The organism is Pseudanabaena sp. UWO310, assembly GCF_006861605.1.
Classification (GTDB): Bacteria; Cyanobacteriota; Cyanobacteriia; order Pseudanabaenales; family Pseudanabaenaceae; genus Pseudanabaena.
The window spans coordinates 1-25823 of sequence record NZ_SELU01000076.1 but is presented as its reverse complement, the minus strand read 5'-3'; the positions used below and the strand labels follow the sequence as shown (position 1 = coordinate 25823).

General features: G+C 42.2%; 24 protein-coding genes and 1 tRNA gene. 14 read left to right on the top strand and 11 right to left on the bottom strand.

Features of this window, described 5'->3' with window-relative positions; translation table 11 throughout:
• The first annotated feature begins 734 nt into the window (after positions 1-734).
• Entirely contained in the window at positions 735-2924 is a 2190-nt protein-coding gene (locus PseudUWO310_RS19995; protein WP_143122224.1) for an NACHT domain-containing protein, read from the top strand.
• 98 nt (positions 2925-3022) lie between these two features.
• Here PseudUWO310_RS19995 and PseudUWO310_RS19990 read toward each other — a convergent pair whose 3' ends face one another.
• The 4 genes from PseudUWO310_RS19990 to PseudUWO310_RS19975 form a co-directional block, all read right to left on the bottom strand.
• On the bottom strand, positions 3023-3889 hold the full coding sequence (locus tag PseudUWO310_RS19990; protein WP_143122223.1) for a hypothetical protein: 867 nt from the start codon (positions 3887-3889) through the stop codon (positions 3023-3025).
• Between the two features lie 57 nt (positions 3890-3946).
• Complete coding sequence (gene lpdA, locus PseudUWO310_RS19985; protein WP_143122222.1) at positions 3947-5350, bottom strand: dihydrolipoyl dehydrogenase; 1404 nt, start codon at positions 5348-5350, stop codon at positions 3947-3949.
• A gap of 79 nt (positions 5351-5429) precedes the next feature.
• The gene (locus tag PseudUWO310_RS19980) at positions 5430-6173 is read right to left on the bottom strand and encodes a DUF4435 domain-containing protein (RefSeq protein ID WP_143122221.1); all 744 of its coding nucleotides are present in this window, start codon (positions 6171-6173) and stop codon (positions 5430-5432) included.
• Entirely contained in the window at positions 6170-7372 is a 1203-nt protein-coding gene (locus tag PseudUWO310_RS19975) for an AAA family ATPase (RefSeq protein WP_143122220.1), read from the bottom strand. The genes PseudUWO310_RS19980 and PseudUWO310_RS19975 overlap by 4 nt, the downstream gene beginning before the upstream one ends.
• A gap of 214 nt (positions 7373-7586) precedes the next feature.
• On the opposite strand from PseudUWO310_RS19975, the gene PseudUWO310_RS19970 reads away from it, so the two are divergent.
• From PseudUWO310_RS19970 to PseudUWO310_RS19960, 3 genes are all read left to right on the top strand, one after another.
• Positions 7587-8021 carry a DUF29 family protein gene (locus PseudUWO310_RS19970; RefSeq protein WP_143122219.1) on the top strand — a complete coding sequence of 145 codons (435 nt, stop codon included), beginning with the start codon at positions 7587-7589 and terminating at the stop codon, positions 8019-8021.
• 22 nt (positions 8022-8043) lie between these two features.
• Positions 8044-8646: a chromophore lyase CpcT/CpeT gene (locus tag PseudUWO310_RS19965; RefSeq protein WP_143122218.1), complete on the top strand. Its 603-nt coding sequence runs from the start codon at positions 8044-8046 to the stop codon at positions 8644-8646.
• Between the two features lie 285 nt (positions 8647-8931).
• Positions 8932-9002, top strand: a tRNA-Cys gene (locus PseudUWO310_RS19960).
• 149 nt (positions 9003-9151) lie between these two features.
• Here the strand turns inward: PseudUWO310_RS19960 and PseudUWO310_RS19955 are convergent.
• Positions 9152-10096, bottom strand: coding sequence for a LysR family transcriptional regulator (locus PseudUWO310_RS19955; RefSeq protein WP_143122217.1), 945 nt, complete (start codon positions 10094-10096; stop codon positions 9152-9154).
• A gap of 297 nt (positions 10097-10393) precedes the next feature.
• Here PseudUWO310_RS19955 and PseudUWO310_RS19950 point away from each other — a divergent pair, with 297 nt between their 5' ends.
• The 6 genes from PseudUWO310_RS19950 (at position 10394) to PseudUWO310_RS19925 (ending at position 17583) form a co-directional block, all read left to right on the top strand.
• Positions 10394-10870 carry a phosphate-starvation-inducible PsiE family protein gene (locus PseudUWO310_RS19950; protein ID WP_143122216.1) on the top strand — a complete coding sequence of 159 codons (477 nt, stop codon included), beginning with the start codon at positions 10394-10396 and terminating at the stop codon, positions 10868-10870.
• Between the two features lie 308 nt (positions 10871-11178).
• Positions 11179-11298 (top strand): photosystem II reaction center X protein, encoded by a 120-nt coding sequence (locus PseudUWO310_RS19945; RefSeq protein WP_072143649.1) that lies wholly within the window; start codon positions 11179-11181, stop codon positions 11296-11298.
• 503 nt (positions 11299-11801) lie between these two features.
• Positions 11802-12536 carry a Ycf66 family protein gene (locus tag PseudUWO310_RS19940; RefSeq protein ID WP_009629370.1) on the top strand — a complete coding sequence of 245 codons (735 nt, stop codon included), beginning with the start codon at positions 11802-11804 and terminating at the stop codon, positions 12534-12536.
• Between the two features lie 308 nt (positions 12537-12844).
• On the top strand, positions 12845-14482 hold the full coding sequence (locus PseudUWO310_RS19935) for a serine/threonine-protein kinase (protein ID WP_143122215.1): 1638 nt from the start codon (positions 12845-12847) through the stop codon (positions 14480-14482).
• A gap of 142 nt (positions 14483-14624) precedes the next feature.
• The gene (locus tag PseudUWO310_RS19930) at positions 14625-15995 is read left to right on the top strand and encodes an FAD-binding oxidoreductase (RefSeq protein WP_223805770.1); all 1371 of its coding nucleotides are present in this window, start codon (positions 14625-14627) and stop codon (positions 15993-15995) included.
• Positions 15996-16215: 220 nt separating this feature from the next.
• Positions 16216-17583 (top strand): (Fe-S)-binding protein, encoded by a 1368-nt coding sequence (locus tag PseudUWO310_RS19925; protein WP_143122214.1) that lies wholly within the window; start codon positions 16216-16218, stop codon positions 17581-17583.
• A gap of 122 nt (positions 17584-17705) precedes the next feature.
• Here PseudUWO310_RS19925 and PseudUWO310_RS19920 read toward each other — a convergent pair whose 3' ends face one another.
• Both PseudUWO310_RS19920 and PseudUWO310_RS19915 read right to left on the bottom strand, forming a co-directional pair.
• Positions 17706-18260, bottom strand: a complete 555-nt coding sequence (locus PseudUWO310_RS19920; protein WP_143122213.1) for a cupin domain-containing protein — start codon at positions 18258-18260, stop codon at positions 17706-17708.
• A gap of 41 nt (positions 18261-18301) precedes the next feature.
• Positions 18302-18904, bottom strand: coding sequence for a sigma-70 family RNA polymerase sigma factor (locus tag PseudUWO310_RS19915; protein ID WP_143122212.1), 603 nt, complete (start codon positions 18902-18904; stop codon positions 18302-18304).
• A gap of 322 nt (positions 18905-19226) precedes the next feature.
• Here PseudUWO310_RS19915 and PseudUWO310_RS19910 point away from each other — a divergent pair, with 322 nt between their 5' ends.
• Positions 19227-19877, top strand: a complete 651-nt coding sequence (locus PseudUWO310_RS19910) for a ferritin-like domain-containing protein (protein WP_143122211.1) — start codon at positions 19227-19229, stop codon at positions 19875-19877.
• Between the two features lie 305 nt (positions 19878-20182).
• Positions 20183-21391, top strand: coding sequence for an SLC45 family MFS transporter (locus PseudUWO310_RS19905; RefSeq protein ID WP_143122210.1), 1209 nt, complete (start codon positions 20183-20185; stop codon positions 21389-21391).
• A gap of 98 nt (positions 21392-21489) precedes the next feature.
• Here PseudUWO310_RS19905 and PseudUWO310_RS19900 read toward each other — a convergent pair whose 3' ends face one another.
• The 4 genes from PseudUWO310_RS19900 to gvpA form a co-directional block, all read right to left on the bottom strand.
• On the bottom strand, positions 21490-21816 hold the full coding sequence (locus tag PseudUWO310_RS19900; protein WP_009626983.1) for a gas vesicle protein: 327 nt from the start codon (positions 21814-21816) through the stop codon (positions 21490-21492).
• The gene (gvpN, locus tag PseudUWO310_RS19895; protein WP_009626982.1) at positions 21817-22698 is read right to left on the bottom strand and encodes a gas vesicle protein GvpN; all 882 of its coding nucleotides are present in this window, start codon (positions 22696-22698) and stop codon (positions 21817-21819) included.
• Positions 22695-23693: a hypothetical protein gene (locus PseudUWO310_RS19890; protein ID WP_143122209.1), complete on the bottom strand. Its 999-nt coding sequence runs from the start codon at positions 23691-23693 to the stop codon at positions 22695-22697. The genes gvpN and PseudUWO310_RS19890 overlap by 4 nt, the downstream gene beginning before the upstream one ends.
• 239 nt (positions 23694-23932) lie before the next feature.
• Complete coding sequence (gvpA, locus tag PseudUWO310_RS19885) at positions 23933-24151, bottom strand: gas vesicle structural protein GvpA (RefSeq protein WP_009626980.1); 219 nt, start codon at positions 24149-24151, stop codon at positions 23933-23935.
• A 546-nt stretch (positions 24152-24697) separates the two neighbouring features.
• Here gvpA and PseudUWO310_RS19880 point away from each other — a divergent pair.
• Positions 24698-24871 (top strand): DUF3285 domain-containing protein, encoded by a 174-nt coding sequence (locus PseudUWO310_RS19880; protein WP_223805772.1) that lies wholly within the window; start codon positions 24698-24700, stop codon positions 24869-24871.
• Positions 24872-25274: 403 nt separating this feature from the next.
• Positions 25275-25727 carry a helix-turn-helix domain-containing protein gene (locus PseudUWO310_RS19875; RefSeq protein WP_190316091.1) on the top strand — a complete coding sequence of 151 codons (453 nt, stop codon included), beginning with the start codon at positions 25275-25277 and terminating at the stop codon, positions 25725-25727.
• Positions 25728-25823 lie beyond the last annotated feature (96 nt).

Here is a 25823-nt window from a genome sequence, read left to right as displayed (position 1 = left end):
GACTCATAGCGCTTGTTATAGCTGTCGCCAAGTGTATTAGGACATAAACCCCAAGAATTGAGTGGCGGCGCTTTGCGCCGCCACTCAATTCTTGGGGTTTTGATTTTTCCTCATTCAAGTGACTGTAGCTATAATATAAATCAATGGAGAAATTCACTATATTTTTTGTAGACTTATTGCAAGATATTACCAATAATAAAAATGCATTCTTTAGAAATGAGTGCAGAAATCATATTTTTTAGGAAACAATTGTTTAGATTTGAGAATTGCTTGTCTCTATGGAGATAGGAAAAATGATTTTAGCGATCGCAGCATAATTACTCCCCATAATTTACAGCACTGCGATTCCATATAATATTACCATCCTAAATAATTTAAGAAAGAGACAATAGTCAATTATTTAATTTCACAAATAAAATAGGATTGCTATACAATATTTATGATGAGTCATAAATATTACAAATAAATATTACAAATAAATATAGCAGCCCTAAATTATTTGTAGATTTTTGGGTTTGTGGAAGCACCTCCCTTTTGGGGAGAGCTTTCACAGAGCATTTAGGATTGCTATACTACAAATAAACACTGTAGGTATCTGCAAGTTATAGGTGGGAATAGGCTAAAAACTGCTATACAGAGGGGGGCAATGGGGGTCAATGGCTTGCTCAGGTTAAATAATTATTGAGTGTCTGTTAATTGAGTGTCTTTTAGCTGTTATTTGGGAATGTTTGAGAATGGCAATAGAAATAAAACAAGAATATGGCATTCGTGAATTAGTCAAAAGATTTGAAGCGATATTATCAGGGTTTGCTGAAAAGATTAGCGATCGTGGCTGTAGGTATGATCGTGCGTATCTTGACCATACTATTTCTAGGGCAATTCTGCGTTATATCAAAAGCTATGCTGAATCCCATACATCCATCCAACTGATTGGGATGCATCAGCCCACTTCTTTAGCTTCAATTTACATCGCACAGAAATTCTGTGCTTACACTTCGATTCGTAGTTTTGAGTCGGTGGACGATATGGAGGAATCCTTTACTCGCGCTCTGCAACGCAGTGCTTATTGTAAAGGAAATAATCTATTGGGATTAAACCTTGCGAATGAAGAAGAATATTTGATGGTTTTGGGACTTCCTGCTGCTGGCAAGACCACTTTTTTAAAATACATTGGGTCTGAGGCTTTGCGTTATCCCAAGAGCCGATACAAATACGATCTCTTGCCTGTTTTTTTGCAAATGCGAAGGTTTTGTAGCAACACCGATACTTTGTTGTTAGCGATCGCCGAAGAGTTTGAAAGGTGTGGATTTCCTGAGCCACAGGAACTGGCGATCTGGATGTTGGAGCGAGGGGAATTACTGATTTTGATTGATGGTTTAAACGAATCGGTTCTATCGCATAAACAGCTATCCCATCTTGTTACTGAGTTTGTCAGCACTTATCCGCGCAATCGCTATATTGTTTCTAGTCGATTAAATTGCTACGAGAATAGCCTCGGTCAGTTCCTAGAGGTCGAACTTCTGCCTTGGGGAGATCTCCATGTTCAGGAATATATCCATAAGTGGTGTACCGTTAATCAAATAGGCATAAATGGACTGACTCAAGAAACGAAACAGGATGCGGCAGACGATCCTGCCTCCGAAGCGGCGCAGCGATGCTGGAAACTTTTGCAAATCAATGACATCGCTAGAGAGTTGGCTAAATCGCCCTTGAGTCTATCGCTACTCTGTCTATTACTATGCGATCGCCGATATAGCATTCCTAGTAATGTCAGCGGACTTTACAAAAAAAGCATCAATCTCATCTTAGAAGAACAAGTAATCAAACAGCATCTCAACTGTACGGAAGTAGTTAATAACCTGAGCACTGACATCTTAGAGCTGATATTAATCGATATAGCTTACCGAGGATTTGAAAAGCATCAACTGGAGTTCACCTTGGAGGTAATAACCAATTATCTACAGGACTTACTGGGTAACTATCTGCAAAAATTTCAAGAACTATCTATCCCCATGATATTAGAAGTTTTTCAGCAATTGGGAATCTGTAAAATCATTAATTCTGTTGATGGAATGGTCTTTACCTTTAGTCATATTGCTTTCCAAGAATATTTTGTAGCCTTGTATGTATATCGGCATCACAAAACTAAATCCTTAGTTACCCATCATTTAAGCGATCGCCATTGGCAGAATGTTTTTCTTTTTCTCGCAGGAATGAGCAATGGCAATGTGGAAGAGTTGTTATTAGACATGGAAGTTCAAATTACTACCTATATCAATCAACCAAAGCTGAATAAACTGTTGGTCTGGCTAGAGAGATCTGCGGCCTACGCGACAGGAGACTTCAAAGATGTATCAAAGCGGATTGTCGCTTTATTTGTGGCGCGTCCTCGCTTTTTAACCAAGCTGGCTCCTGCGCTAAGTTTAATGAGAGTGCTGACGATCGCAAGGAAACTCTATGAGATGTTTGATGCATCCCTAGATTTCGACAGGGTTTTTGAGGCAGAACTTTCTCTAAGTCTTTCTCATGCCCTTGATTTTGATAGTGTAACAGAAATAAATTTAGCCAGCCAACTGTGCAATCAGCTCGAGCAAGCCTTAGTTTCGGTTGAATTTGATTCGGGACAAATTAACTTTCAGAACTTGCGCTCTAAATTAGATAATTTATACGCTCAAGCTCCTAATTACGAACAATCTATAGAAGTGCGCGAACAGTTTCGCAGCCAAATTAGCCTTACTTGGGCGCAAACTCTGTATCTACCTTTGGATTCCAATCATCTTTCTTTATTGGAAATTGAAAATTTAGAGAATTATCTCTACGCAAATTTGTTGATGGTGCAGTGCAAAAATGCAGCGATCGCTATTTCACCAGTAACTTGGAATAAAATTGAATCGAGAATATTTAGGGTCGCTCACAAGTCATAGCCTATCTCAATTACACCCATTTCCGCTCAAACGAATCAAAAAAAGATGAGTGGCGGTAATAAACCCCAAAGGTGAGTGGCGGCGCAAAGCGCTGCCACTCATCTTTGGGGTTTTTGATTTAAAAAATCTTGCACGTTAATCTGTAAAAAAACACCTAAACTTTGAGCCATATTTTGAGCAGTTGCGATCGAGTTAGAAACTAGTGCGATCGGGCTTTTTCTGCCATAAATATAGATTTTAATATAGTAAAAAGTTCCACCTTTATTTCCTCTTACCTTAGTCATTTTAATTTCTTGGATATCTGTCAGTAAAAACTGATAATTCCGCTTGCCAAAAATTGTTTGTACTTCCCAAATTAAAGATTGTGCATTGCGGTCAAAAGTTAAACAATGCCATTGCAATAAAAAATAAGTTAGCAATATCTCGATCGCAGGAAATAATAAAAGCAAACAGGGGAAGACTAGCACTTGCCATTGTTGACTGGCAGGATAAATTAACTCTATTTTCCCGCTACCAGAATCAACAAATTTATTAAACTTTTCTACCCATGAGGCTAACTCTTCAGCCTCCATATTAAGGCTAGAGGATAGGCGATCTCTAAATATAATTATTTCTGTCTCATTCGTTTTTAAGGTAATCCATTGCTGGTCACTACCCTTTTTACGGGTAACCAAATGAAAATCAGCTTTAGTAACATTTTGCCATGTCGTTTCTTCAGGCTTGGCATATCCAAAAAAGCGATCGGCAGTTTGCTTACAAATAACTTTTTTGGGTGCATTATGCTCGCAGCTTAGGGTCTTTGTCCCTATGGAATTGAGGCTGTCATAGGCAATAAATGGAAAAGAAAATAATGGAGCCATACAAGCTGAACCCCAAACACTTAAAATCACCATAATAATGACTTCAGGTTTCCCTTTAATTGTCATTTTTTGAGCATTTTCAGATTGGACTATATCGTACTGCATAAGATTCTCAACCTTCAAAATTCAATAAAAAAGCACCCCTTCGGGATGCTTTTTTATTTAGATATGGGCGGCGCGTTTGTAGGCTTCATCCAAGACTTCGCTAAGCGTTGGGTGAGCGTGAACAATCGTCGCTAACTTCTGTACCGTTTGGCGATCGCGGATTGCTGCCGAGGCTTCATGAATCAAGTCCGAAGCATGAATACCGATGATATGCACGCCCAAGAGTTCGCCCGTATCTTCGCGATAAACAATCTTGGCTAAACCTTCGGTTTCTCCCTCAGCGATCGCTTTGGAATTGCCCTTAAAGTAAGACTTGGCGGTAGCCACCTTAAAGCCTTCGGCTGCGCCTTTTTCCTTCGCCTGTGGTTCGGTCAAGCCGACAAAGCTGACTTCAGGATGGGTGAATGCTGCCGCAGGGATGCTTTGATAATCAACTGTAGCTGCCCGACCACAGATATTTTCTACCGCCACAATGCCCTGCGCCGAGGCAGCATGAGCCAACATCATCTTGCCCGTCGCGTCCCCGATCGCCCAAAGATGGGGAACGGAAGTCGCCATTGTGTCATCCACATCAATGAATCCCCGCTGATTTGGCGCAATACCTACGCTTTCTAAACCAAGATCCTTAGTAAGCGGAATCCTTCCTGTGGCAACCAAGCAAGCATCTACTTCCAGAACTTCCACAACCTTCTTGGTCTTTGCATCGGTCAGTTCAATCTTGACGGGAGAACCTGCGGTAATCTTGGTAGCGAATACACCCGTTCTCGTTTCGATATCGCGAGGCTTGAGAAGTACGCGCTCCGCAATCTTGGCAATATCAGGATCGAAGCCAGGCATCAAAATATCGAGAGCTTCAATCATCGTCACTTCCGAACCCAGCGCTGTATAAACATCGGCAAATTCCAGACCGATGTAACCACTACCAATAATGGCGACCCATTGAGGTAAGGTTTCTAGACGCACAGCCTGATCGCTGGTGTAGACAGTTTTGCCATCGATTTGAATCCCGCGAGGCACAAATGGCTCGGAACCTGTCGCAAGAATAATGTCTTTAGCGGTATAAGTCTTATCGCCAACGCTAGCTTTCTGCACGCCTGCCACACGACCACGCCCTTCTAAAATATCTACTCCTAATCGCTTGAGGCTATTGGTCAAGTCGCCTCGCAATTTCAGGACTAAGTTATCGGCATGACTAGCGATCGCGCCGCGATCGAAATTTACTTCACCGACCTCAATGCCTAACGCCTTAAGGTGAGACTTTGCCCGCATTTCGCGCACCCGTCCCGAAGCGGCGAGCAATGCCTTGGAGGGGATGCAGCCACGATTGACGCAGGTTCCGCCCATTACGCCATCTTCGACGATCGCTGTTTTTAAGCCACAGGCGACGGCATGGAGGGCTGCGCCATGTCCACCTACGCCAGCACCAATAATGATCAAATCGTAATCAAATTTGTCCGACACCTAATCTTTCTCCAGTAGAATCGATCTACTATTTTTGCATCGTTTGGACATCGTGTTAGCTAACTATCGAGGTTATTACTTAGGGATATTCTTGAAATTTTTCCACAATTTTGTTAACCAGAATTTCTATTCGTGGATTATCAAGCACCTTTGAACCAAGCTCAAGAAGATTAGCTCGACTATAATTTGATGTTCGACGAGTCAGGAACCTTAATAAAGCCTGAAATAAGTTTTTACCACGTAATGCCCTAGCATATTCACGATGAATAAGATCTACAAGTTCTTGAGGCGGATCGACAAAATTAATTGTTTGCTTAAAATTAGGACAGAGAAAATCATCTGGACATATCCTATCTGTATTAACATCACATTTTGACTCAAGAGTTTCTTGGTATCTATTGACTTCAAATGCAAACCAAATTGATAGCTGTTTAATTAAATTCTCAAACTTTTTTATATCTTCTTTGTCTAATAATCTTTTAAAACTTTGTTCAACATAAATATCATTTTCCAATGAATATCCATCTGTAAATACTATTTGATTTTCATATTCTTTTGGAACCCCAAAAAAGAACCACATATCTTTATCTGAGACAAAGACTACTTTAGCATTTTTAAATTCTGCTCTTCTTTGAAAAATCCTGAGAAGAGTTGGTCTTCCTTGGCAAGGTAAAACATCAACATCTTCAATATTAATCTTGCTTTCTAAGTACCTGTTATATACCGCTAAGTCGTCACTGCCTTCGACTAAAATTGTGGGAAGTGATGTTTCTCTCAATAAATCTACAATTTCATCTTCAGAAAGATACTTTCCTTGACTCATTCACCTTTCTCCGATGAAAGTATAATTTCTTTGTCTGAGTATTTAGAGTAAATCATAGGAGAATGTGTAGCCACAATAAACTGGTTACTTGACTGTTGCTTCATCAAGTTAGGAAATAATCTACGCTGCCAGTCTGGATGCAAGCTTAGCTCAGGCTCATCAATAAATATTACTGAGTTCTCATAAAATGCGTTATAGCAAAGAAAGCTAAGCATTTGTTGTTCACCAGATGAAAGTAGCCTAGAATCAATAGCATCAATCAATTCTCCAAGAGTAAAACCATCAAAAGTTACACCTTTATAATGCATTACTTTTGCAACCAATTCAGATAAAATTTTGAATGGCATAAGAAGTTCATCACGCTTATTATTGACATTTGCTGCTTCTTTTTGTAAGTTACTAAGAATAGCTAGAGATTCCGCCTTGTTATCTTCAATCCCCGATTTTATACTTTCAATCTTGTTAATCAGTGAATTGTTTAATACATTTGAATATTTATTAATTTGCTCCAATATATCTGCATGACGAGAACTTAACAACGAAACAAGATCATGAGTCGATATAGAACAAATAAATCTATTTGCTCCAATACTTATACGATTTGAAAGGTTATTAAATTCATCTTTTATACTTATATTTATATGATCTATATTTCTTTCAAATTGCAATCTTCCATTTATACCTATCATAGGGAATGGTCTTGATATGGGAGAGGGAATTGAGCTTGGCAGACCAAAGGAAGGAATGTTCTTTTCTTGAGGTTTAATGCGTCGTATAGTTTCAGTATTTATAATTGAGTATCCCCCTTCAATCCTCCTAAAAGTAGGAAAGAAAAGAGATGATGCGTTACTTTCTATTATTAGAGACTGTAATAAATCAATCTCTCTTGATGAAATATATTCGCCTGAATTAATAATACCATTTTGTTTAATTTTATTGGTAATATATTCCCATTCAAACCCAGACTCTTTCCTGTTTAAACATAAAGAAAAATGACTTGTTTCTAATTTAAAAAACTCAAAATTTGTTTCAGATATAAGATACTCGATATTTCCTGAAATTGCATACCATAACAGTTTTAGAAATGTTGTTTTTCCACAGCCATTGATGCCTGTGACAATATTTATGTCATCGTGAAAATCCCAATCACAATCAACTTTATTATTTAGCCCTTTGATAGAGACTCTTTTAAGTTTCATATTATTTTGCTAGTTGCGATTAGTCTCAATTATACAAGAAATTTAATGCTGATATTTTGCTTGTAAAGAAAGCGATCGCCACTTGATTTTAATCGATCCAAACCTCAAGAAAATTCCAATTATCCTTCACTGAGTCTAGTGGGGGAGATAAAATAGTAAAGCAGTTGCAGATTTTTCCAGTATACTCACTTGACTTTACGGGCAAAGATTTAGAATGAGCCAGTCTTTATTTGACCAAGATTATATACTTTGGGTTCAGGAAAATGTCGCCAAACTTAAAGTCAAAGATTTTGACAATCTGGACTTAGACAACCTGATTGAAGAATTTGAAAGCTTAATCTATATCCTCAAAAGAGATTTAGATGACGCTATAAAAAACCTGCTTGTAAATATGCTCAAACGGCTATACGTCCCTTTACCCAATCAATTTGAGAGATGGCTAAGTGACATCAGCTTTTATCGATGCGGTATTGAGCTTATTTTTAGAGATGCCCCTAGCTTAAGAGAAAATTGGGATGAAAGGTTTGACTTTAACTACTCATCTGCACTCTATGATCTGACTGCCGATTATCCAGATACAAATTTTCCTGAAGCATGGGAATTTGAACGCGATATTGAATCAATCTTGCATAAAAGATTTTGGAAATAGCGATCGCACTCTTCATTAAATTATGACAACTGAAAAACTATTAACCCTCGCATCATGGATGGCAGGAGAGTTTAGCAACCGTGAACAATCATTAGATCAGCCTGTTTGGTTTGTGAACTTAGTCTGGTGGCAACGTCCCATACCATTTAACGTTTTAGGCAGCATTGCCATCTTTGCCGAACAAGCCAATGCCCTGATCCTCGATCGCCCCTATCGTCAGCGCATTTTGCAATTTGTGGAAAATGACGGCAAGATTCAAGTGAAATATTGGGGCTTTAAAGATCCTGCGGCATGGTCGGGGGCTGGACGCGATCGCGATCGCCTTAATCAGATCACCATTAATGACATCGAACCCCTCGCTGGTTGCTTACTAGATGTCTCCTTTGCCAATGGTCGCTACAAAGCCGAAATGCCCAAGGAGGCAAAATGTTGTTTTCAATATTTAAACGAATCGCGCCAAGTTGTCTTAGGCTTTGAAGTTAGTGCTGATGAATTTTGGAGTGGCGATCGCGGAGTCGAGCCTGACACAGGCACAGCTATCTGGGGCGCAATTATGGATTTTTATAAATTCTCGAAGATTCAAGATTTTACCCATGAAATCTCCAATATAGCTACAGTCACTTGACTGAGGACAAATCAAACCCCAAGAATTGACTGGCGGCGCTTCGCGCCGCCAGTCAATTCTTGGGATTTATGTCCTAATACACTTGGCGACAGCTATAAGTAGCTGGGCATAATTAAAACCCAGAATCAAAACCTATAGCGCACGCGCAGCGTGCGCTATAGGTTTTTGGGTTTTATATTTAATTGCGCCTAGCTACTTAGCTGAGACAGTTTCGACCATAGCAACTTATTTTCCATATTTTGTTTGCAACTAATTACCTTAGTTTGTTATAATCGTTCTCCGTCTGGCGGCATAGCCAAGTGGTAAGGCAGGGGTCTGCAAAACCCTCACCCCCAGTTCGAATCTGGGTGCCGCCTTGCATAAAAAAGAGGGATTACTAAGTAATCCCTCTTTTTTATTACTTTTATAGCAACGTAAGATTTGCTTAGGACATAAACCCCCATAATTGAATGGCGGCGCGTTGCGCCGCCATTCAATTATGGGGGTTTACTTGGCGACAGCCCTATTACCAAGTTGTGTCTTCAGCGATTTGTTTGCCTTCGGTTTGCAAATATTCTAGAAAAGTCTGAGCAACCACAGACAATTGCTTACCAGCTAGATGAATCACATACCAATGACAGGGGATCGGAAAATTCTCCACATCCAAAACAGCGATCTGTCCCGATGCACCTTCCAAGGCGATCGTATGCCGCGATAAAATTGAAATCCCCAATCCCCCAGCGATCGCTTGTTTAATCGCCTCATTGCTAGCAAGCTCCATTTTGACCTTAGGCGTAATTTTATGCGCGTCGAATAATTGCTGAACATAAGCCCTAGTGCCAGATCCCGACTCCCTAGTAATAAAAGGCTGATCGGCTAGCTGCTGAATGGGAATATTTTTTTCCTTCGCTAAGGGGTGATCGTGATTTGCGAGTACAACTAAGGGATTTGCCAAAAAAGGATGCGATTTAACATCAGGCTCATCGGGGACTTGGCTGAGTATATATAAATCATCCTTATTCTCAGATAACCTTTCCAAAACCCCACTATGATTAGTTACCTTTAGAGAAATTTCTACCCCAGGATAACGCTGGCAAAAAGGACCAAGCAGACGTGGGATCACATATTTTGCCGTCGTTACCACCGTAATCTTGAGATATCCCTGTTTCAAACCCTTCATATCCGCAACACTCATTTCAAATTGAGAAATATGCTCGAAGATTTCTTGACAGGTTGCGAACAGTTCTTTTCCAGCTTGAGTCAAAAATAATTTCTTGCCCACTTGCTCAAATAAGGGCATCCCGATCGCCTTCGTTAGATGCTTAATTTGCATCGAAACCGTGGGCTGAGTGAGAAATAGCTCTTCCGCAGCACGGGTATAACTACCATGCCGAGCAGCTACCTCAAATACCTGCAACTGATGCAGCGTAATATGACTGGCTAATTGAGAATCAGATAAGCGGTAACTCATAGGAAGGGCAAAAAATCATAGACTACATTCTATGATTTTATCATTAATATACAATTTTATTCTATGCATTTACTTAATATAATCCTTCATATAGGAATTACAGTTATTCTGTGACCCAAAGCGTAGCAGCCTAATACCAATTCCCAAAATGGCGTTGCCATTTTGGCAATCTCAAAACCTTACTGGGTTTGTTTTACTGGATTTGTTTTTTTAATTCACTGAAGTGTTGGCTCACTTCAGTGAATTGGTATTGGGTTTGAGCTATACGACGGTATAAAAAAATTGTGGTAGGGATTAATGATGAGATTGAGGCGACAGGTTATGAATTTGTGGCAATTTATAACGATGGTAAGCAAAGACGATATTTTCTTACGTACGATCGGCAAAATTGAAAACTTTGTCTCCAAAATATTAGCGATCGCCCTAGTATTTGTGATTTTCGTTGCTCTCTTCGATCTGCTTAAATTTTTGATCGTTGATTTGTTCTTTACTCATCCTAGCCTCGTATTTGCCGCACCACTTCTAAAAATATTTGGCATGTTCCTCAATGTCTTAATTGCATTGGAACTCATGGAAAACATCACAGCCTATCTCCGCCAGCATGTAATCCAGCTCGAACTAGTGGTGATCACTGCGTTGACAGCCGTAGCTCGGAAAATCGTTATTTTTGATAGCAAAGCTGATGGTGACCTAACGGGTTTAGCGATCGCCGTACTTTCCCTATCAATTAGTTATTGGATCGTGCGCTCTCAAAACAAAGGGAATAATCACTAAATGGCACTGTGAATCGCATTGTGAATAGCCTTGTGACATGCTGCTGCTTTTTGATTTTTTTCGTATTGTTTTTCGACCTTGCCCTAGTGCCAGCGGCTACAGCAATAGAAGTTATAGCAGTAGCCAGTTATGTTGGGACAAAAACAAAACCCAGAAGAGTGTTGCGGCGCGAAGCGCCGCAACACTCTTCTGGGTTTTATGTCTTAACCTATTTGGCTATAGCTATACGATCGCCTGATGCTAAAATTATGTTAAGTATTTAAGTTAAGTATTTAATCTGTATATCAAAACTTTACCTACAAAGCTATATGACTCAATCCTTAAGTAATTTCCTATTTAGCCTCGTTGCTGGTGGCGTAGTTCTCGGTCTTATTTTTGCAGCAGTACTCATTGTTAGCCAAAAAGACAGAATCATCCGTCGCGGTTAATCCCATTATTTTGTCTATCTACTTTTATCTACTCAGTATCTATAGCAGCAGTAGTCAGTTATGTTAGGACAAAAACAAAAACCAGAAGAGTGTTGCGGCGCGACGCGCCGCAACACTCTTCTGGTTTCTATGTCTTAACTTATTTGTCTATTCAGACATTAAAAGCCCTGCAATGCAGGGCTTTTAATGTCTGAATAGACAAATAGTAACCAACTCCGCCCTCCCGTTAATGTTTTATAGCTGCCGCCAACTGTATCGGGACATAAAACAAAGAGAGTTGCCGCGCGGAGCGCGGCAACTCTCTTTGGGGTTTTGATTTTGTTCTAACAAAACTGGCGGCAGCCATAGGTTAATGTTTTAGGATGGACATGAAAATTGCTGCTAATAGTGTAAATTGGCATCAGTGTATAGCTCTGTGTTGTTATACTGACGTAAAGATTGTCCACTCAAAAACACCGCTTACATAGCGGCAAAATGCAGGTATTTAGGAGAAATATAGAGCCATGATCAACATCGGTGGCAACCCGCTAATGATACTTTTGGCAATTGTTGCCGCTTTAGGAGGCGTGGGTTTATATTTTGTGCGAAACTTTCGCCCCGAACTAGCCCGCGACCACGACATCTTTTTCTCCGCGATCGCCTTGGTGTATGGCATCATCCTGCTAGCCTTTAATTTTCGGATGGAAATTACTACCCAACTAGCCCAAGTGCTGGTTGTCGGTTTTGCAGGTTGGTTTGCAGTGGAGTCTTTGGTATTACGTCAAGCTCTCGCAAATCAAGCAAGGAGAGCGCCATCTAGCCCCCTAGTTGATGATGAAGAGCCCATTGGTTCTGATTATCGTGTTGAGATCGATCCCACTCGTGAGATTGCTCCCCGTCGCGATCGCAATACATCCCGTCGTATGGGTGGTTCCCTATCGAATGGGGCTGAGGCTAGCGAATTAAGGGGAGATACGACGGATTCGCGCCGTTCCCGTCGTCCCAAACGCGGAGACACTAGTACCAATGATTCGGTGATTGACATTGACGAAAGCGATATCCGTCCTGTTAATCCCAAACGTCGCCCAAGACCTAGCGGTGATAATATAAATGGGGAGCGTCCAAGAAATCGCAACGGAGAATCTGATAACTTTAATAGTGAATCTGGCAAAGACACCGCTGCTTCTGGGCGTAGACGGAGACCGAGCAGACCCTCAGCATATCCAAATACTGAGAATACAGATAATGATGATTTTTAGATTGATTTATTAAAATCAATCTAAAAAAGTTAAAAAGTCTATTTTTTGAGTCTATTAAAGTCTATTTTCTGAGTCTATTTTTGAAATTTATCCAAATCAACTTCAATTTACAGTCATTTACTCTATAAACAATCCTCTATGATTTGTAAGATTTGCATCTAAAAATTTGCAAATCTTACAATCATCAAAAGTTCGCAGAATTTTTGAGATTGATTTAAGTTATGTACATCCGCAGATTAGTGGCATATTAACTGTTACAAATCCTGCAACTTGATTTGATCAACCATTACTTGGGCTTTCGATCAACCGTGAGTTATTGCGTTAATCCAAACTGTGCTAATCCAAATAACGAACCATTTGCCATTAGTTGTGCTTCCTGTGGTTCTCATTTAAAGCTGCGAAACCGTTATCGAGCTAGCCGTCCACTGGGCAAAGGTGGATTTGGTGCAACATTTCTGGCTGCCGATGAAGGGTTGCCAGGATTTCCATCCTGTGTCATCAAGCAATTGCGCCCCAATACCCAATCGGCTAGTGTCATGAAAATGGCGCGGGAGTTATTCGAGCGTGAAGCCTTTACCCTTGGTAAAATCGGCAGTCATCCGCAGATCCCGCGTTTACTAGATTATTTTGAAGAAGACGCTAATTTTTACTTAGTTCAAGAATTTGTCGATGGCGAAACCCTGAAGCAGGAATTTGAGCGACGCGGAGTATTTAGCGAGATTGAAATTCGCAAGGTACTTACCGAGATTTTCCCAGCCCTTGGGTTTATGCATCAAAACGGGGTGATTCATCGGGACATTAAGCCTGCAAATATTATGCGGCGCAAGCAGGATGGACAGCTAGTGTTAATTGACTTTGGGGCGGTTTCGAGCCAAGTCAATAAGCCATCGGCGGAAGAAGATCCGAGTGGTTTGCTTACAAATTTTGCTATCGGTACGCCCGGTTTTGCGCCACCTGAGCAGATGGCGATGCGACCTGTATATTCTAGCGATCTGTATGCGACCGCCATGAGTTGTCTGTATCTGATGACAGGGCGATCGCCTAAGGATCTGCCCCACGATCCCTATACAGGCGAGATCAATTGGAAATCGCAGGTCAAACTGAGCGATCGCTTAAGGGTAGTTTTTGAGAAGCTGCTTCAGCAATCCGTAGCCCAGCGATTTCGTTCGGCGGAAGAAGCTCTACGCGCCTTAGAGTCTGGCAATATTTCGGAAGAGCCTCCAAGAGCTGCAACTCCATCGGCAAATTATCAATCTTCGGCTCCTCCTTCTTCTGTAACTGTGAGACCCTCAACCACCCAGATCCCTAACTCACGGATCCAACCCCAAAAGTATGGCAGTGGCACACAGGGAACGCAGTTTGATAATACTGGGATGATGACTACTGGCAATACCCGCGCTGGTGCTAGCCGTGTCGGTGGTGGAGAAATTAAAGGGGGCAGAAAAGTAATTGTCGAATACAATCAAGGCAAACGTAATTTTGCCAACCAAGACTATTCCAAGGCGGCCTTTGGTAGTGCCACGCTTTCAGGCATTGTGATGAGTCGCTCGAAATTAGTTGAGGCGGACTTTTGTCATAGTGACTTAACTAACGCCAGTTTCCAAGGGGCAAATCTATCGCAAGCAAAATTAAATAGTGCTAATTTACGGGAAGCAAAAATGCAACGCGCTGTATTAGTTAAGGCGGATTTGGGCAGTGCTTCCATGATTTTAGCTGATATGCGTGAGGCAAATCTCCAATCAGCCTATATGAGCAAGGCAGATCTCTCGGGGGCAAATCTAAGTGGGGCAAATTTAAAGGGAGCCTATCTCAGTCAAGCCAATTTAAATGGTACGAATCTTTGTGGGGCAGATTTAAAAGGAGCGAAAATCACCGACGAGCAACTATCCCAAGCTAAAACTAATTGGGGTACGATTCGACCTGATGGTAGTAAACGCCTGTTTTAATGGGAGCGCTTTGCGCTCAACACCAAACCCAGTAAGGTTTTGAAATTCCCAAAATGGCGTTGCCATTTTGGGAATTGGTATAATATCGATCTCTTGGGGTAGAACTTGGTGGTATACCCGCGCACCTACGGACATTAAGCTTGTGAGAATTACTGATAACGAACTGATCGCATTATGCACTGACCTAATCGGTAAGGATAATGTGTCTTTATTTGAGAGACTAGAACCAAATTTGCATCGTCGCATTGTAAATAGTCTCGCTCCCGATAGCTTGCCTCCTGCTTGCGTGATTTATCCGCAAACGATCGCCGAATTATCTGCGGCGATTACCCTAGCTTACAATTACAGTTTGCGGGTTTTGCCCTGTGGCAATGCGACTAAATTAGATTGGGGTGGTTTAGTAAGTCGAGCGGATCTAGTTGTCAGTACCGCAATGCTCGATCAGACGATCGAGCATTGTGTTGGCGATCTCACGGTTACGGTTGAGGCGGGGGTTAAGTATCGGGATTTGCAAGCCCTGCTTGCTAAGCAGGGACAATTTTTAGCGATCGATCCGCCCTATGCTGCCGAGGCGACTATGGGCGGGATTCTGGCGACAGGCAGTTCAGGCTCATTACGCCACCGCTATAACAGTGTGAGGGACATGTGCTTGGGGATCGAGTTTGTCCGCACGGATGGCGCATTGGTCAAGGCAGGAGGTCGTGTCGTCAAAAATGTGGCGGGCTACGACTTGATGAAATTACTAACGGGTTCTTACGGCACTTTGGGGATCGTCTCCAGTATTACCTTTCGACTTTATCCCTTACCTGAATCTACTCAGATCGTCGTACTTACTGGTACTGCCGAAGCGATCGCCGCCGCTCAACAACAAATTAGTACCTCCGTACTTACACCCACAGCCTGCGATCTCCTATCAGCAACGGCGATCGCCGATCTGTGGTTGGGGCAAGAGATGGGCTTAGTAATGCAATTTTCCAGTCTCAAAGCTAGCGTAATCGCGCAGAGCGATCGCTTAGCGACCCTTGCCAAGGAACTAAATTTAGAAGTACAGATACTAGGTGAAACTTGCGAATTTTGGGAATTGCTAGAGATCCTCATCTGGCAAGATGAGCTGCGAAATTTATCTCCAGCTTTGGCTCCGTCTAATGACAATGGGGATTATGTAATTTGCAAATTAGGTCTATTGCCCTCAGTTAGCGTGACTTTTCTTCAGCAATGCGAACAAATCTTTGATAGTCAATCCTATTACCTGCAAATCCATACGGGCAGTGGTTTAGGTGTTTTACGGGTAGAGGAGGTTGGGGATTTAGAGGCGATCGCAACCCAGATTGGTAAGGTTAGAAGCCTTGTTGAAGCTCACCAAGGATTTTTGACAATTCTCGAAGCTCCCCAAGAGTTGAAATTTAAAACTAATGTGTGGGGATATCAGGGCAATGCCAGCGATTTGATGGGCAAAATTCGCCAGCAGTTCGATGCGCGAGGGTTACTGAGTCCCGATCGCATGTTTTCATGATTTTTGTCTTAATTTATGCCTTATTTGTGCCTTTAGCAAATATTTGCCTTTATCCATCACCGATAGCGGTATCCAGTTATGCTAGCAAAATCCCAAAAAATCTTTATCAAAACCCATTTATAGAGTTGTGGCGCAAAGCGCTACAACTCTATAAATGGGTTTTGGAATTTTGCTATACAAGCTTTCTTTTGTAAATTCACGAGTAAATTCACGAGTAAATATGCAAGTTTCCGACCAGCCAAACTCTGAGAACCGAAATACTGACTTGAGGGGCGATTCTCTATTTCCAGCCTTTGACAGCAAAAATCCGCCCAATCCAGAATTAATTGATGCCTGTGTTCATTGTGGCTTTTGCTTGTCTACCTGTCCAAGCTATCGCGTCATTGGCAAAGAGACTGATTCTCCAAGGGGACGCATCTATTTGATGGATGGTATTAATGAGGGCGAGATACCTCTTTCACCAGCGATCGCTCAGCATTTTGATTCCTGTTTGGGATGTTTGGCTTGTGTCACTACCTGTCCTTCGGGCGTGCAGTACGACCAACTCATCGAAGCAACACGCGCCCAAACGGAAAGAAATCATCCACGATCGCTACCTGAGCAATTATTACGAAAATTTATTTTTGCCACTTTTCCCTATCCCAAACGGCTCAGGGTTTTACTTGCGCCCCTATTGGCTTACCAAAAACTAGGTTTACAAAAATTACAGCGATCGCTGGGTTGGCTAGAAAAACTGTTGCCAAAGCAAATTCTAGCGATGGAATCACTCCTGCCCAACCTCACGCCCCAATCATTTCAAGATAATTTTCCTGAAGTTATTGCGGCAAAAGGTGAAAAGCGCTATCGCGTAGGCATGTTATTGGGATGCGTGCAGCGGGTATTTTTGCCAGAGGTGAATAATGCCACGGTGCGGGTGTTAACGGCAAATGGTTGTGAAGTAGTAGTCCCAAAACTGCAAGGGTGTTGTGGTGCTTTATCCCATCACCAAGGTCAAGAAGCGCAAACCTTGGAACTTGCGAAACAAACTATCGATGCTTTTGCCGATTTAAATCTCGACGCAATATTGGTGAACGCATCGGGTTGCGGACATACTCTCAAGGAATACGGGCATATTTTAAAAAACGATCCAGATTATGCCGCCAAAGCAGCGATATTTTCGCAGAAAGTAAAAGACGTACAGGAATTTCTCGATCGCGTTGGGCTCACTGCCAAGCTATCACCTTTACAGGATCGCCCTCTGGCGATCGCCTATCAAGATGCCTGCCATATGCTGCACGGGCAAAAAATCAGTCTTGAGCCCCGCCGTTTGCTACGCCAAATTCCGAATGTTCAGCTAAAGGAATCCATTGATGCAGCTCTTTGTTGTGGTAGTGCGGGAATTTATAACATCTTGCAACCTGAGGTTGGGCATGAGTTAGGAGAAATGAAGGTAACGAACCTCACTGATACTGGCGCTCAGTTAATTGCTTCCGCCAATGTTGGCTGCATTACCCAAATTCGCAAACATTTAAAATTGCAAAATAAAAATACTCCACTCATGCATCCCATGGAACTGCTGGACTATTCCATTCGCGGCAAAAAGCTGTAGCGCTCGCTGCGCGAGCGCTACAGCTTTTTGGGATTTTAAGTTTACTTATACCTAGAAGAGCATACCGCCCGCGTAGCGGGCGGTATGCTCTCTGGTTTTGGTTTTTAATTATGCCGAACTACTTAGATAAAAGTATCGTCTAGAGAGGTACGCACAAAAAACATACAGCCTGCGATCGCTAATGGGGCATGGTGGGAGCCTGCCTCCGAGTATAAATAGTCGCCAGCCCGATAGGTCACGCCGCGATCGATTAGCTCGCCTGCTAACATCAAAATTTCTTCCCCCGTTTTATGGTGATGAGCTGGATACTCCACATCCCTAGTCGCACGAATTAAAGATGATATTTGCCTTTTTTCTAGATCGCGTTTTAATACCACCATCAATAAACCTTCGATGGGGTGAGGTTGCCATTGGCGATCTTCCGATCGCAGGGCAATAAAGTCTGAGCTGTTGGACTGTTTCTGAATGCGATCGAACAGCCTGTGCTTGAGACTAACAGGAACCGCTAGAGGTTTTTCGTTATAGGCAAGGGTCGAAACCACATTACGCAGCGATCGCAATTCGAGATCGATATCTGGGGAAGCCGTGGCAAGTTCTTCTATGGATTGAATTTCGGGAGGAGAGATGGCTGTAATCGCCGCCAATGCAAGCAGTTCATTAATTTCTTCTTGATTCATGCAGGTTAGATCCTAATATTTACGATTGATACCAATATTCCCTAGAAACTAGACCACTCATCACCAATCAATTCCCGTAACTTTTTTAGCCCCAGACGAATGCGGGTTTTGACAGTGCCAAGGGAGATTCCCGTTTTTGCAGAAATTTCACTATGACTGAGCCCACCAAAATAAGCTAGTTCTAAAACTAAACGTTGCTCATCGGGAATTTCACTCAGACAAGCCTCCACATAGGAGCGCCTCTCGCGGATCAAGACATCTTCCTCTGGGCTATCGGTATGGGGCTGCATCATGATGGCATCCTCCGATACAGCCACTGCTTTATCAAGCCTTGCATAACTGCGTAACCGATCTAAAGCACGACTACGGGTCAACATGAATAGCCATGTATCTACTCTTGCCTTTTGGGAATTATAGTTTTTGGCAATTCTCCATACTTGAGTAAATACGTCCAAAACGATCTCTTCGGATTCCTCCGCTGAGTTAAGAATGCGATAGGCGATCGCATAAATGATGCGGGAGTAGCGATCGTATAGTAATGACAAGGCTGTTTGATCCTGTTCGGCAATGCGGCTAATCAGCAAAATTTCATCTTGCCTACTTGCAGTATCAACTTTAAGAAATTTGCGATCGCATGAATCCAAGATTTAATTCTCTCCGTATTCCTATTCAAATCAGTGAAAACCAACTTCTCTAATCATCTTCAATCAATTCTATGGTTCGGCAAACATCAATAGAAATTAATTACAAAATTAATTAAAAAATTAATTTTGTAATTAATTAAGAAGAACCGATTAAGTACCTCAGCATAATTAAAATCCAGAGCTAAAACCTGCGGCGCACGCTGCGCGTGCGCCGCAGGTTTTAGGGTTTTATATTTAATTAAGCCCACTTACTTAGAGAATGTCAAATTGCGATCGCTGATAATCACAACCAATTCTTAAACTATATTATCTGGTGAAAACCATGTCTAGAACAGAAAGATCTTCTCGTTCCGCTTCGCGCCGTCAATTAATCAAAGCAGGGCTATTGGGAGCCATGGGTGTGGCAGCTAGTGCGGCAGTAGTGCCTGCGGTGATTGCGCAACCTAAAAATGATGATGTCGCTAATGACATTAAGGTTCTTAACAATGCATTATTTTACGAACATCAAGCAATTTGGGCCTATGGCTTTGCCGCAGGTAAACTCACCGATAGCGCTGTGGGGAAGGCAGTTTTGGCGATCGCCCTAGCCAATCAAGCCGATCATAAAGCCCATCGCGATTTATTAGCCAGCGTCGTTCGACAACTCGGAGGGATGCCCGCCATGGCGAAGACCGAATATCTCAAAACCGTTACGCCTTACATCGAAAGAGGAGAGGGGAATCTGGATTCCGATGTGAATATTGCCAAGTTGGCGCTTTCGTTAGAAGTAGATGCCGCGATCGCGTATGGGCGAGAAGTTGCTAAGCTCAAAAATCCCGACCTCATTACCGCAGGAGCGAGCATTGGTTCCACCGAAGCTTCTCACGCTACGGTGATTCGCGCCGCATTCCAATCCTTGGGCGTTAGCCTGAACGTAGTTCCAGCCGCCTTTGTCAGCAAAGATACTCGCGATGCTTGGATTATCAAAGTTTAATTACTTTGCCTAAGAGCCGTGAGATACAAGGCTCTTAGGCAGTGAGCCAACACTTCAATGAATTACAGCGAATTACAGCGCTTTGCGCTCAAAACCAAACCAAGGAAATTTTTAAAAGCGTTGCTTCGCAACGCTTTTAAAAATTTCCCTGTGGTTCGTTTGATCGATAATTGCTGTAAAAACAAACCCATTAGGGTTTTGAGATTCCCAAAATGGCGTTGCCATTTTGGAAATTGGGACTACTCTCGCTGTTACTTAAATGCTTACCAAATCTCACCCTTGCTATTTAGCCTTGTCACGCAGTAATGAACGCTGTAAATATCGATCGCAATAGCTTCGCACCAGCCAAAATCCTATGGCGACAGGTATGGGGACTCGCAGCACTATTGGCTGCCATTACTTTCAGTTGGATCGCTTACGGATTTTATCAACCCAGAATTTTGATCCGCATTGGCTTTAGCGATCTTGCTGTATGGTTGGGGATCTTCCAAGGATTACTTGGTGCGATCGTCGAGCCGATAGTCGGTTGGTTTTCCGATCGCGTCCTCAGCAAATTTGGCAGTCGCTTACCCCTGATTGTCGTTGGGGTAACGCTGGCAGGGCTAATTTTTGTAGGGATTTCTTGGCTAGTCGAAACTCAAATTTCTGACGGACTGCGCTGGGTAGTGCCACTGCTCATGACTGTTTGGGTGATTGCGATGATTATCTTTCGCGGTCCTGCAATCGCCTTGTTAATGAGCTTTGCCCCAACCAATCAATTACCTCAAGCCAACGCGATCTTGGCGCTCGTATTGGCTATTACCAGTGCGACGAGTCCAATTTTGGGACTCATATTTAAGCACATTGGTGCTTCCATGACTTTTATTCTGGGCGCGATCGCCCTCTTATCTGGGGGAGTATTGCTTTGGCGCTCTATGCCTCGTTACCTTGCGACAGGTACAACTTCCGAAGCAGTTTCCCTTTTAAACAAAACATCTTTGACTGGCTATGCCTTACCATTTCTAGTTGGTTTGGGTTCGGGATTAGAAATCAATTTACTGCTACATCTCTTACCCCATAGACTTTTTCATGCGTTCGACAATCTTGCGGTTGAATATTGGCAATCGGGAATACTTTTAATCGCGGGAATTGCGACTTTACCACTGCGATCGCTATTTCGGAGACAACAGGTAACCCTAGGCATGGGATTAGGACTATTAGCGATCGTCATTTGTCTCATCCTCAGTTTTGCCGATAACCATATTATTTATTTAGCCCTAGTTGCTACTCTTGGTGCGATGGCACTGGGCTTAGTTTTGACTAATACCATTCCCCTTGCTTTAGCAATGGTTTCGCCCAATCAAGCGGGTTTTGGCACAGGACTATACTTTGGTGGCAGTGGTATGGGAACGACTATATTCGCGAGTCTATTGGTCACTCAAGGCGAAATCTCTCCAATCAATGGCACGATTTCCAGTCTAGTCGCCCTAGCGATCGCATCTATCTGTCTCTATGTCTTTGCCAACCAAAAGTAAAAGCCTTGCTACGCAAGGCTTTTACTTTTGGGTTTTGAGAAAGGGTTTGCGTAGCAAACCCTTTCTCAAAACCCGTTTCCAATTATCCCGAAATCACATTACTTATCTAGTTCGGAATCTGTTAATTGTTTCGTCGCCGCCAGCTCGCGTTCTAAGAGATTAACTCGCTCTAACAACTGCTGGTTGGAAGCGAGTAGTTCCTGTGTTCTTGACGACAAGTAAGGATCGGACTCCCACCAATTAATACCTATCTCCTTGGCTTTATCCACCGAAGCGACCAGCAACCGAATTCTGATACTCAGTAGCTCCACACTGCCCACAGACACTGTGATATCCCCTGCAATAACAATGCCTTTATCTAACACCCGTTCTAGAATATCGGCAAGGGAAGAGCCCGTGGTACTAGATTTAATTGCTTGAGACATTTAAGGTATCTGATCCAATAATTTAGCAAGTCCGAGTTCTGACTGAGGTTCACCATTCCCATAGCGAGAGATCAACACGTCAAAGCAAAGATCGCGAAAATCATCACTCTTTCCAGAGACGGGAATCTCATGCTCGTGACAAATTTTGCCAATCAGAAGACAAGCTCGCAAACTGGAAGCTTTACTGCACTGTACCTGACGACGAAAACCCCGAATCAAGTTAATCAATTTCAGCGCTTCGGTTCGTTCTAGCCCAACCCGATTGACCAAAATTTGCTTTTCCGTTTCCACATCGGCTTCGCCCACGTTAATCGTGATCATGCGATCTAGTAGTGCGTCCTGAGTGGGATGCACCCCCGCATATTCCTCAGGATTGGAAGTAAAAATAGCCCGAAACATGGGATGTACCCGCACATATTCCATTTGCGAGCTGTCGGGTGGGAGCACGATTAGCTTTTCCTCAAGCGCACTGAGTAGCACATTATTCACCTCAGGACGCGATCGGTTGAATTCATCATAAATTAATGTGAAGCCTTCCTTTGCCGCCAAAGTCAAGCGCGAATCTGTCCAACTCTGACGCAGATCGTCTTCAACCTTCAATACGGAATGGATATAATTGTCCACAACTTTTTTGCGAGAATAGCCAGAATTGGAACCGATCAGTTGCGACGATCGCAAATCTTCGTCGCCATAGATCAATACCATCGGTCTGCCAACTAAGCCAGCGAGGTGCATCGCTAAAGTAGTTTTACCCGTTCCCGCTGGTCCGCGCAAATGAATGGCAAAGCCAGACTGGAGATAGCGCAGCGCTCGGCGCACTATTTGCTTAGTAAAGTCAGTGCTGACAAACTGACGGGCATTGGCATGGAGAACAGTGGTCATGTTGATGATCCTTCTGCCATTTGGAGCAGGGTATTAAGAATATCCGAGGGATCGACCTTTAAGGTATTTGCCCCTTGTGCTAGTAAGTCTCTGACAGTATCGCGATCATTCACAACTTCTAGCAAACTAGAGTTTGTCGATAGTTGGGATACATAGTCAACCACAAATTGCTCGATTTTGCCAGAGTTTTTGGGGTTTTCCTTTACTTCAACTGGTTTTGCCACTACAGGTTCAGGAGTTGGCTCGATCGCACTTTGGGGATTAGGGCTATCACTTGGAGTGCCAACGGGATTAGCATCCAGTTTTGGAATTACGGGAGTTATAGCATGAGAGCGCGAGCCCGCCCAAACAGATTCGCTTAATTGGGCACGAAAATCCTTTAGTTTCAAAGCTTGAGCTATGGCAGAGGCGTGGCGTGCTGCCGCAGTTGTGCCGAGCGATGCTTTAACCTTAGCTACGCGATCGCGAAATTCTTGCGCTCTCTGTGCAGCATCAGCTTCTGTTTCGGCAAGACGAGCCTTGTGCAGATCTTCGATCTGCATTTGGGTTAGAGCTGCGAGATCCTGCACAAACTGCTGGCGCTGGACTTGATCGGCTTTACTAGCGCGAATCCTAGCTTTATGCACATGCTTTAGCTGCGATCGCGTTTTAAAAGTGCGAGTTCTCACCTCTTGGGCGCGGCGCTCGTTGTCTTCATGCGCCAGTTCGACACGATTATTATGCAGATTGGTTAAATATTCTGATACTTGGCTCGCCCGCACCGTGATTTCCTCGCGGCGAGACTCAAGGGAATTTTCGGCGATCGCCTGTCTACCCTGCTCCCATGCAAGTCTAGACTGTTTAGCATGGGCAAGATACTTAGCAGTAGCTTCTGACTGAGCTTGCAAATCCTTTGCCCTCTGCACGCGTGCCAGTTGCTGCTCGGCGAGGAAATCTGCTCTCTCCTTTAGCCGTTGCTGTCTTGCTGCTGCAAACTCTTGCATCAAAGAAGCCATAACATTAAAACCTCAAATTCACTTTTTCAAAATTAATTTTTTCAAAGCGTCACAAGTTTCATCTATAAATCCCCCTTCCCACCGCATAACTACCCTACCAAAAATCTATTGCTTTGCCAGCTTTAAACAGGCAAGATAGTTGTTTTAGTGAGAAAGGGGTAGTAGAAAAGAAATCGGTAGGCTAATAAACTATTGTTTAGTGACTTACTTCTAACATTAAAGTGTTAGCGGTAAATATACTAAGCAGCAGGTACTGCCGCCGATGCCGTCAAACCGACAGCCTCAGCATACTTGAGGTAGGTTTCTACCGAAGCAATGACGACACGAGCTTCAATTGACAGTAGTTCGATTCCCACAAGAGAGACTCTTACCCATGCATCAATAACAATGCCCTTATCTAAAATGCGATCGATAACTTCCGCTAAACTAGAGGAAGAATTGACTTTTTCGACTGCCATAGTAATGATCTCCTTGATTAAACTATGTTCGGCATTTAAATTTTGCCTGCGCAAACTGTACTACACAACAGCAAAATTACTTATACTTATTTTGTATTAGAATTTTGCATTTGTCATCTTAAAAGATGGCACATTAACTATAAATCATATAAGGCATTGACAACAATAATGGTAAATGTTTTTTACAATAATTTGAAATCTGAATGCTACTTTTTGCCACTATCTGTCAACTGAGCGTTTAGCATTTTAAAGTTTAGTTGTTTGCAGACAATGCACATAGCAATTATAGAACAATTATTAGATTGTGCCTATAGAACCTCTCACACTGTGCCCTTGCTGCTTTCTAAGCCAGATAGGATTTTCAAGTTAGTTCATCGAATCGATTTGAAATTTACGCCAGTTATTTATCCAAATTCTTTACAGCAACGATCATTCATAAATTTCATTCATAAATTATTGACAAATTAAATCATGGATAGCAATCTCAAAAACACATCTAATACATCTAATGCCAGCGATCGCTATGTTAATAAGAGTGAATCTAACATCGATCCCCTCGATAAAGACAATATTCTCAATAAGCAGAAAGAAAAAGACAGCTTTGTAAAACTTGCCATGCGTAACATGGTCAAAAAAGGAAGCACATCCCTATTCCATTTGGCGCTAACAGTTTTTGGTGTAATTGGAACGCTATTGGGTTTAGCGATCATTTTTCACTAATCCAACTTAATTAAATCTTTAATTAAATCTTTAATTAAGGATGCAGTGTAATTTGACGTTTAACTTTGCATTTGATTGATTTGCCAAAGTGATTTCATGCATTTTTTTACAAGTTAAGAGTAGAAGGTTGCTCTCAAGCTACTAAAATCAAAATCAATCAATTGATTTTGATTTTGATCTTGATTGATTTTATTTGATTAACTTTATATTGCAATATATTTCAATAAAACAAGAAATCATATACTTAATGCCAAACAGCCTAGTTCCTGTCGTTGCACTCCATTGAGAAAAAGATTGAGAATATATTCTGAGACTTTCTGGTATATCTTGCTTGTCTCTATAGCAATCCTAAATGAGTTGTGAGAAAGTAGAAATTGGGAAAATATTTTTCAAGGAGGTAAAAATGACCAAAGAGCTGCAAGAATTTATCGAGGTAAATCGGGATGCAAGAGAACTAAAAAGAGGTGTATCGGTACAAATGTATCTCGAAGGATATAAGCATCGGGAGATTAAAGATATTTTGGGAGTGGGTTCAGGATATATCAGTAAATGGACAAAAATATATGTAGAGCAAGGATTAGAAGGATTATTACTAGGATATCAAGGTAAGTCAGGTTATCTGAGCGAAATGGAAAACCAAGCTATTAATAAATGGTTACAGTCTAAGAATTATTGGAACTTGGTAGAATTACAAGAATATATTGAGGATGAGTACAACATAGTATTTGAATCTAAGCAAAGCTATTACGCCATATTTGAAAAAGCGGGAATTAGCTGGAAAAAGACGCAAAAACATAACCCCAAAGGAGACCTGACTATCATTCAAAAAAAAAAGACGAAATTACAGAATGGCTAGTCAAGCATCGTGATGAAATCATTACTGAGAAATTAGTGATATTTTTTGCTGATGAATGCCATTTATTATGGGGAGATATTTGTGGATATGTGTGGG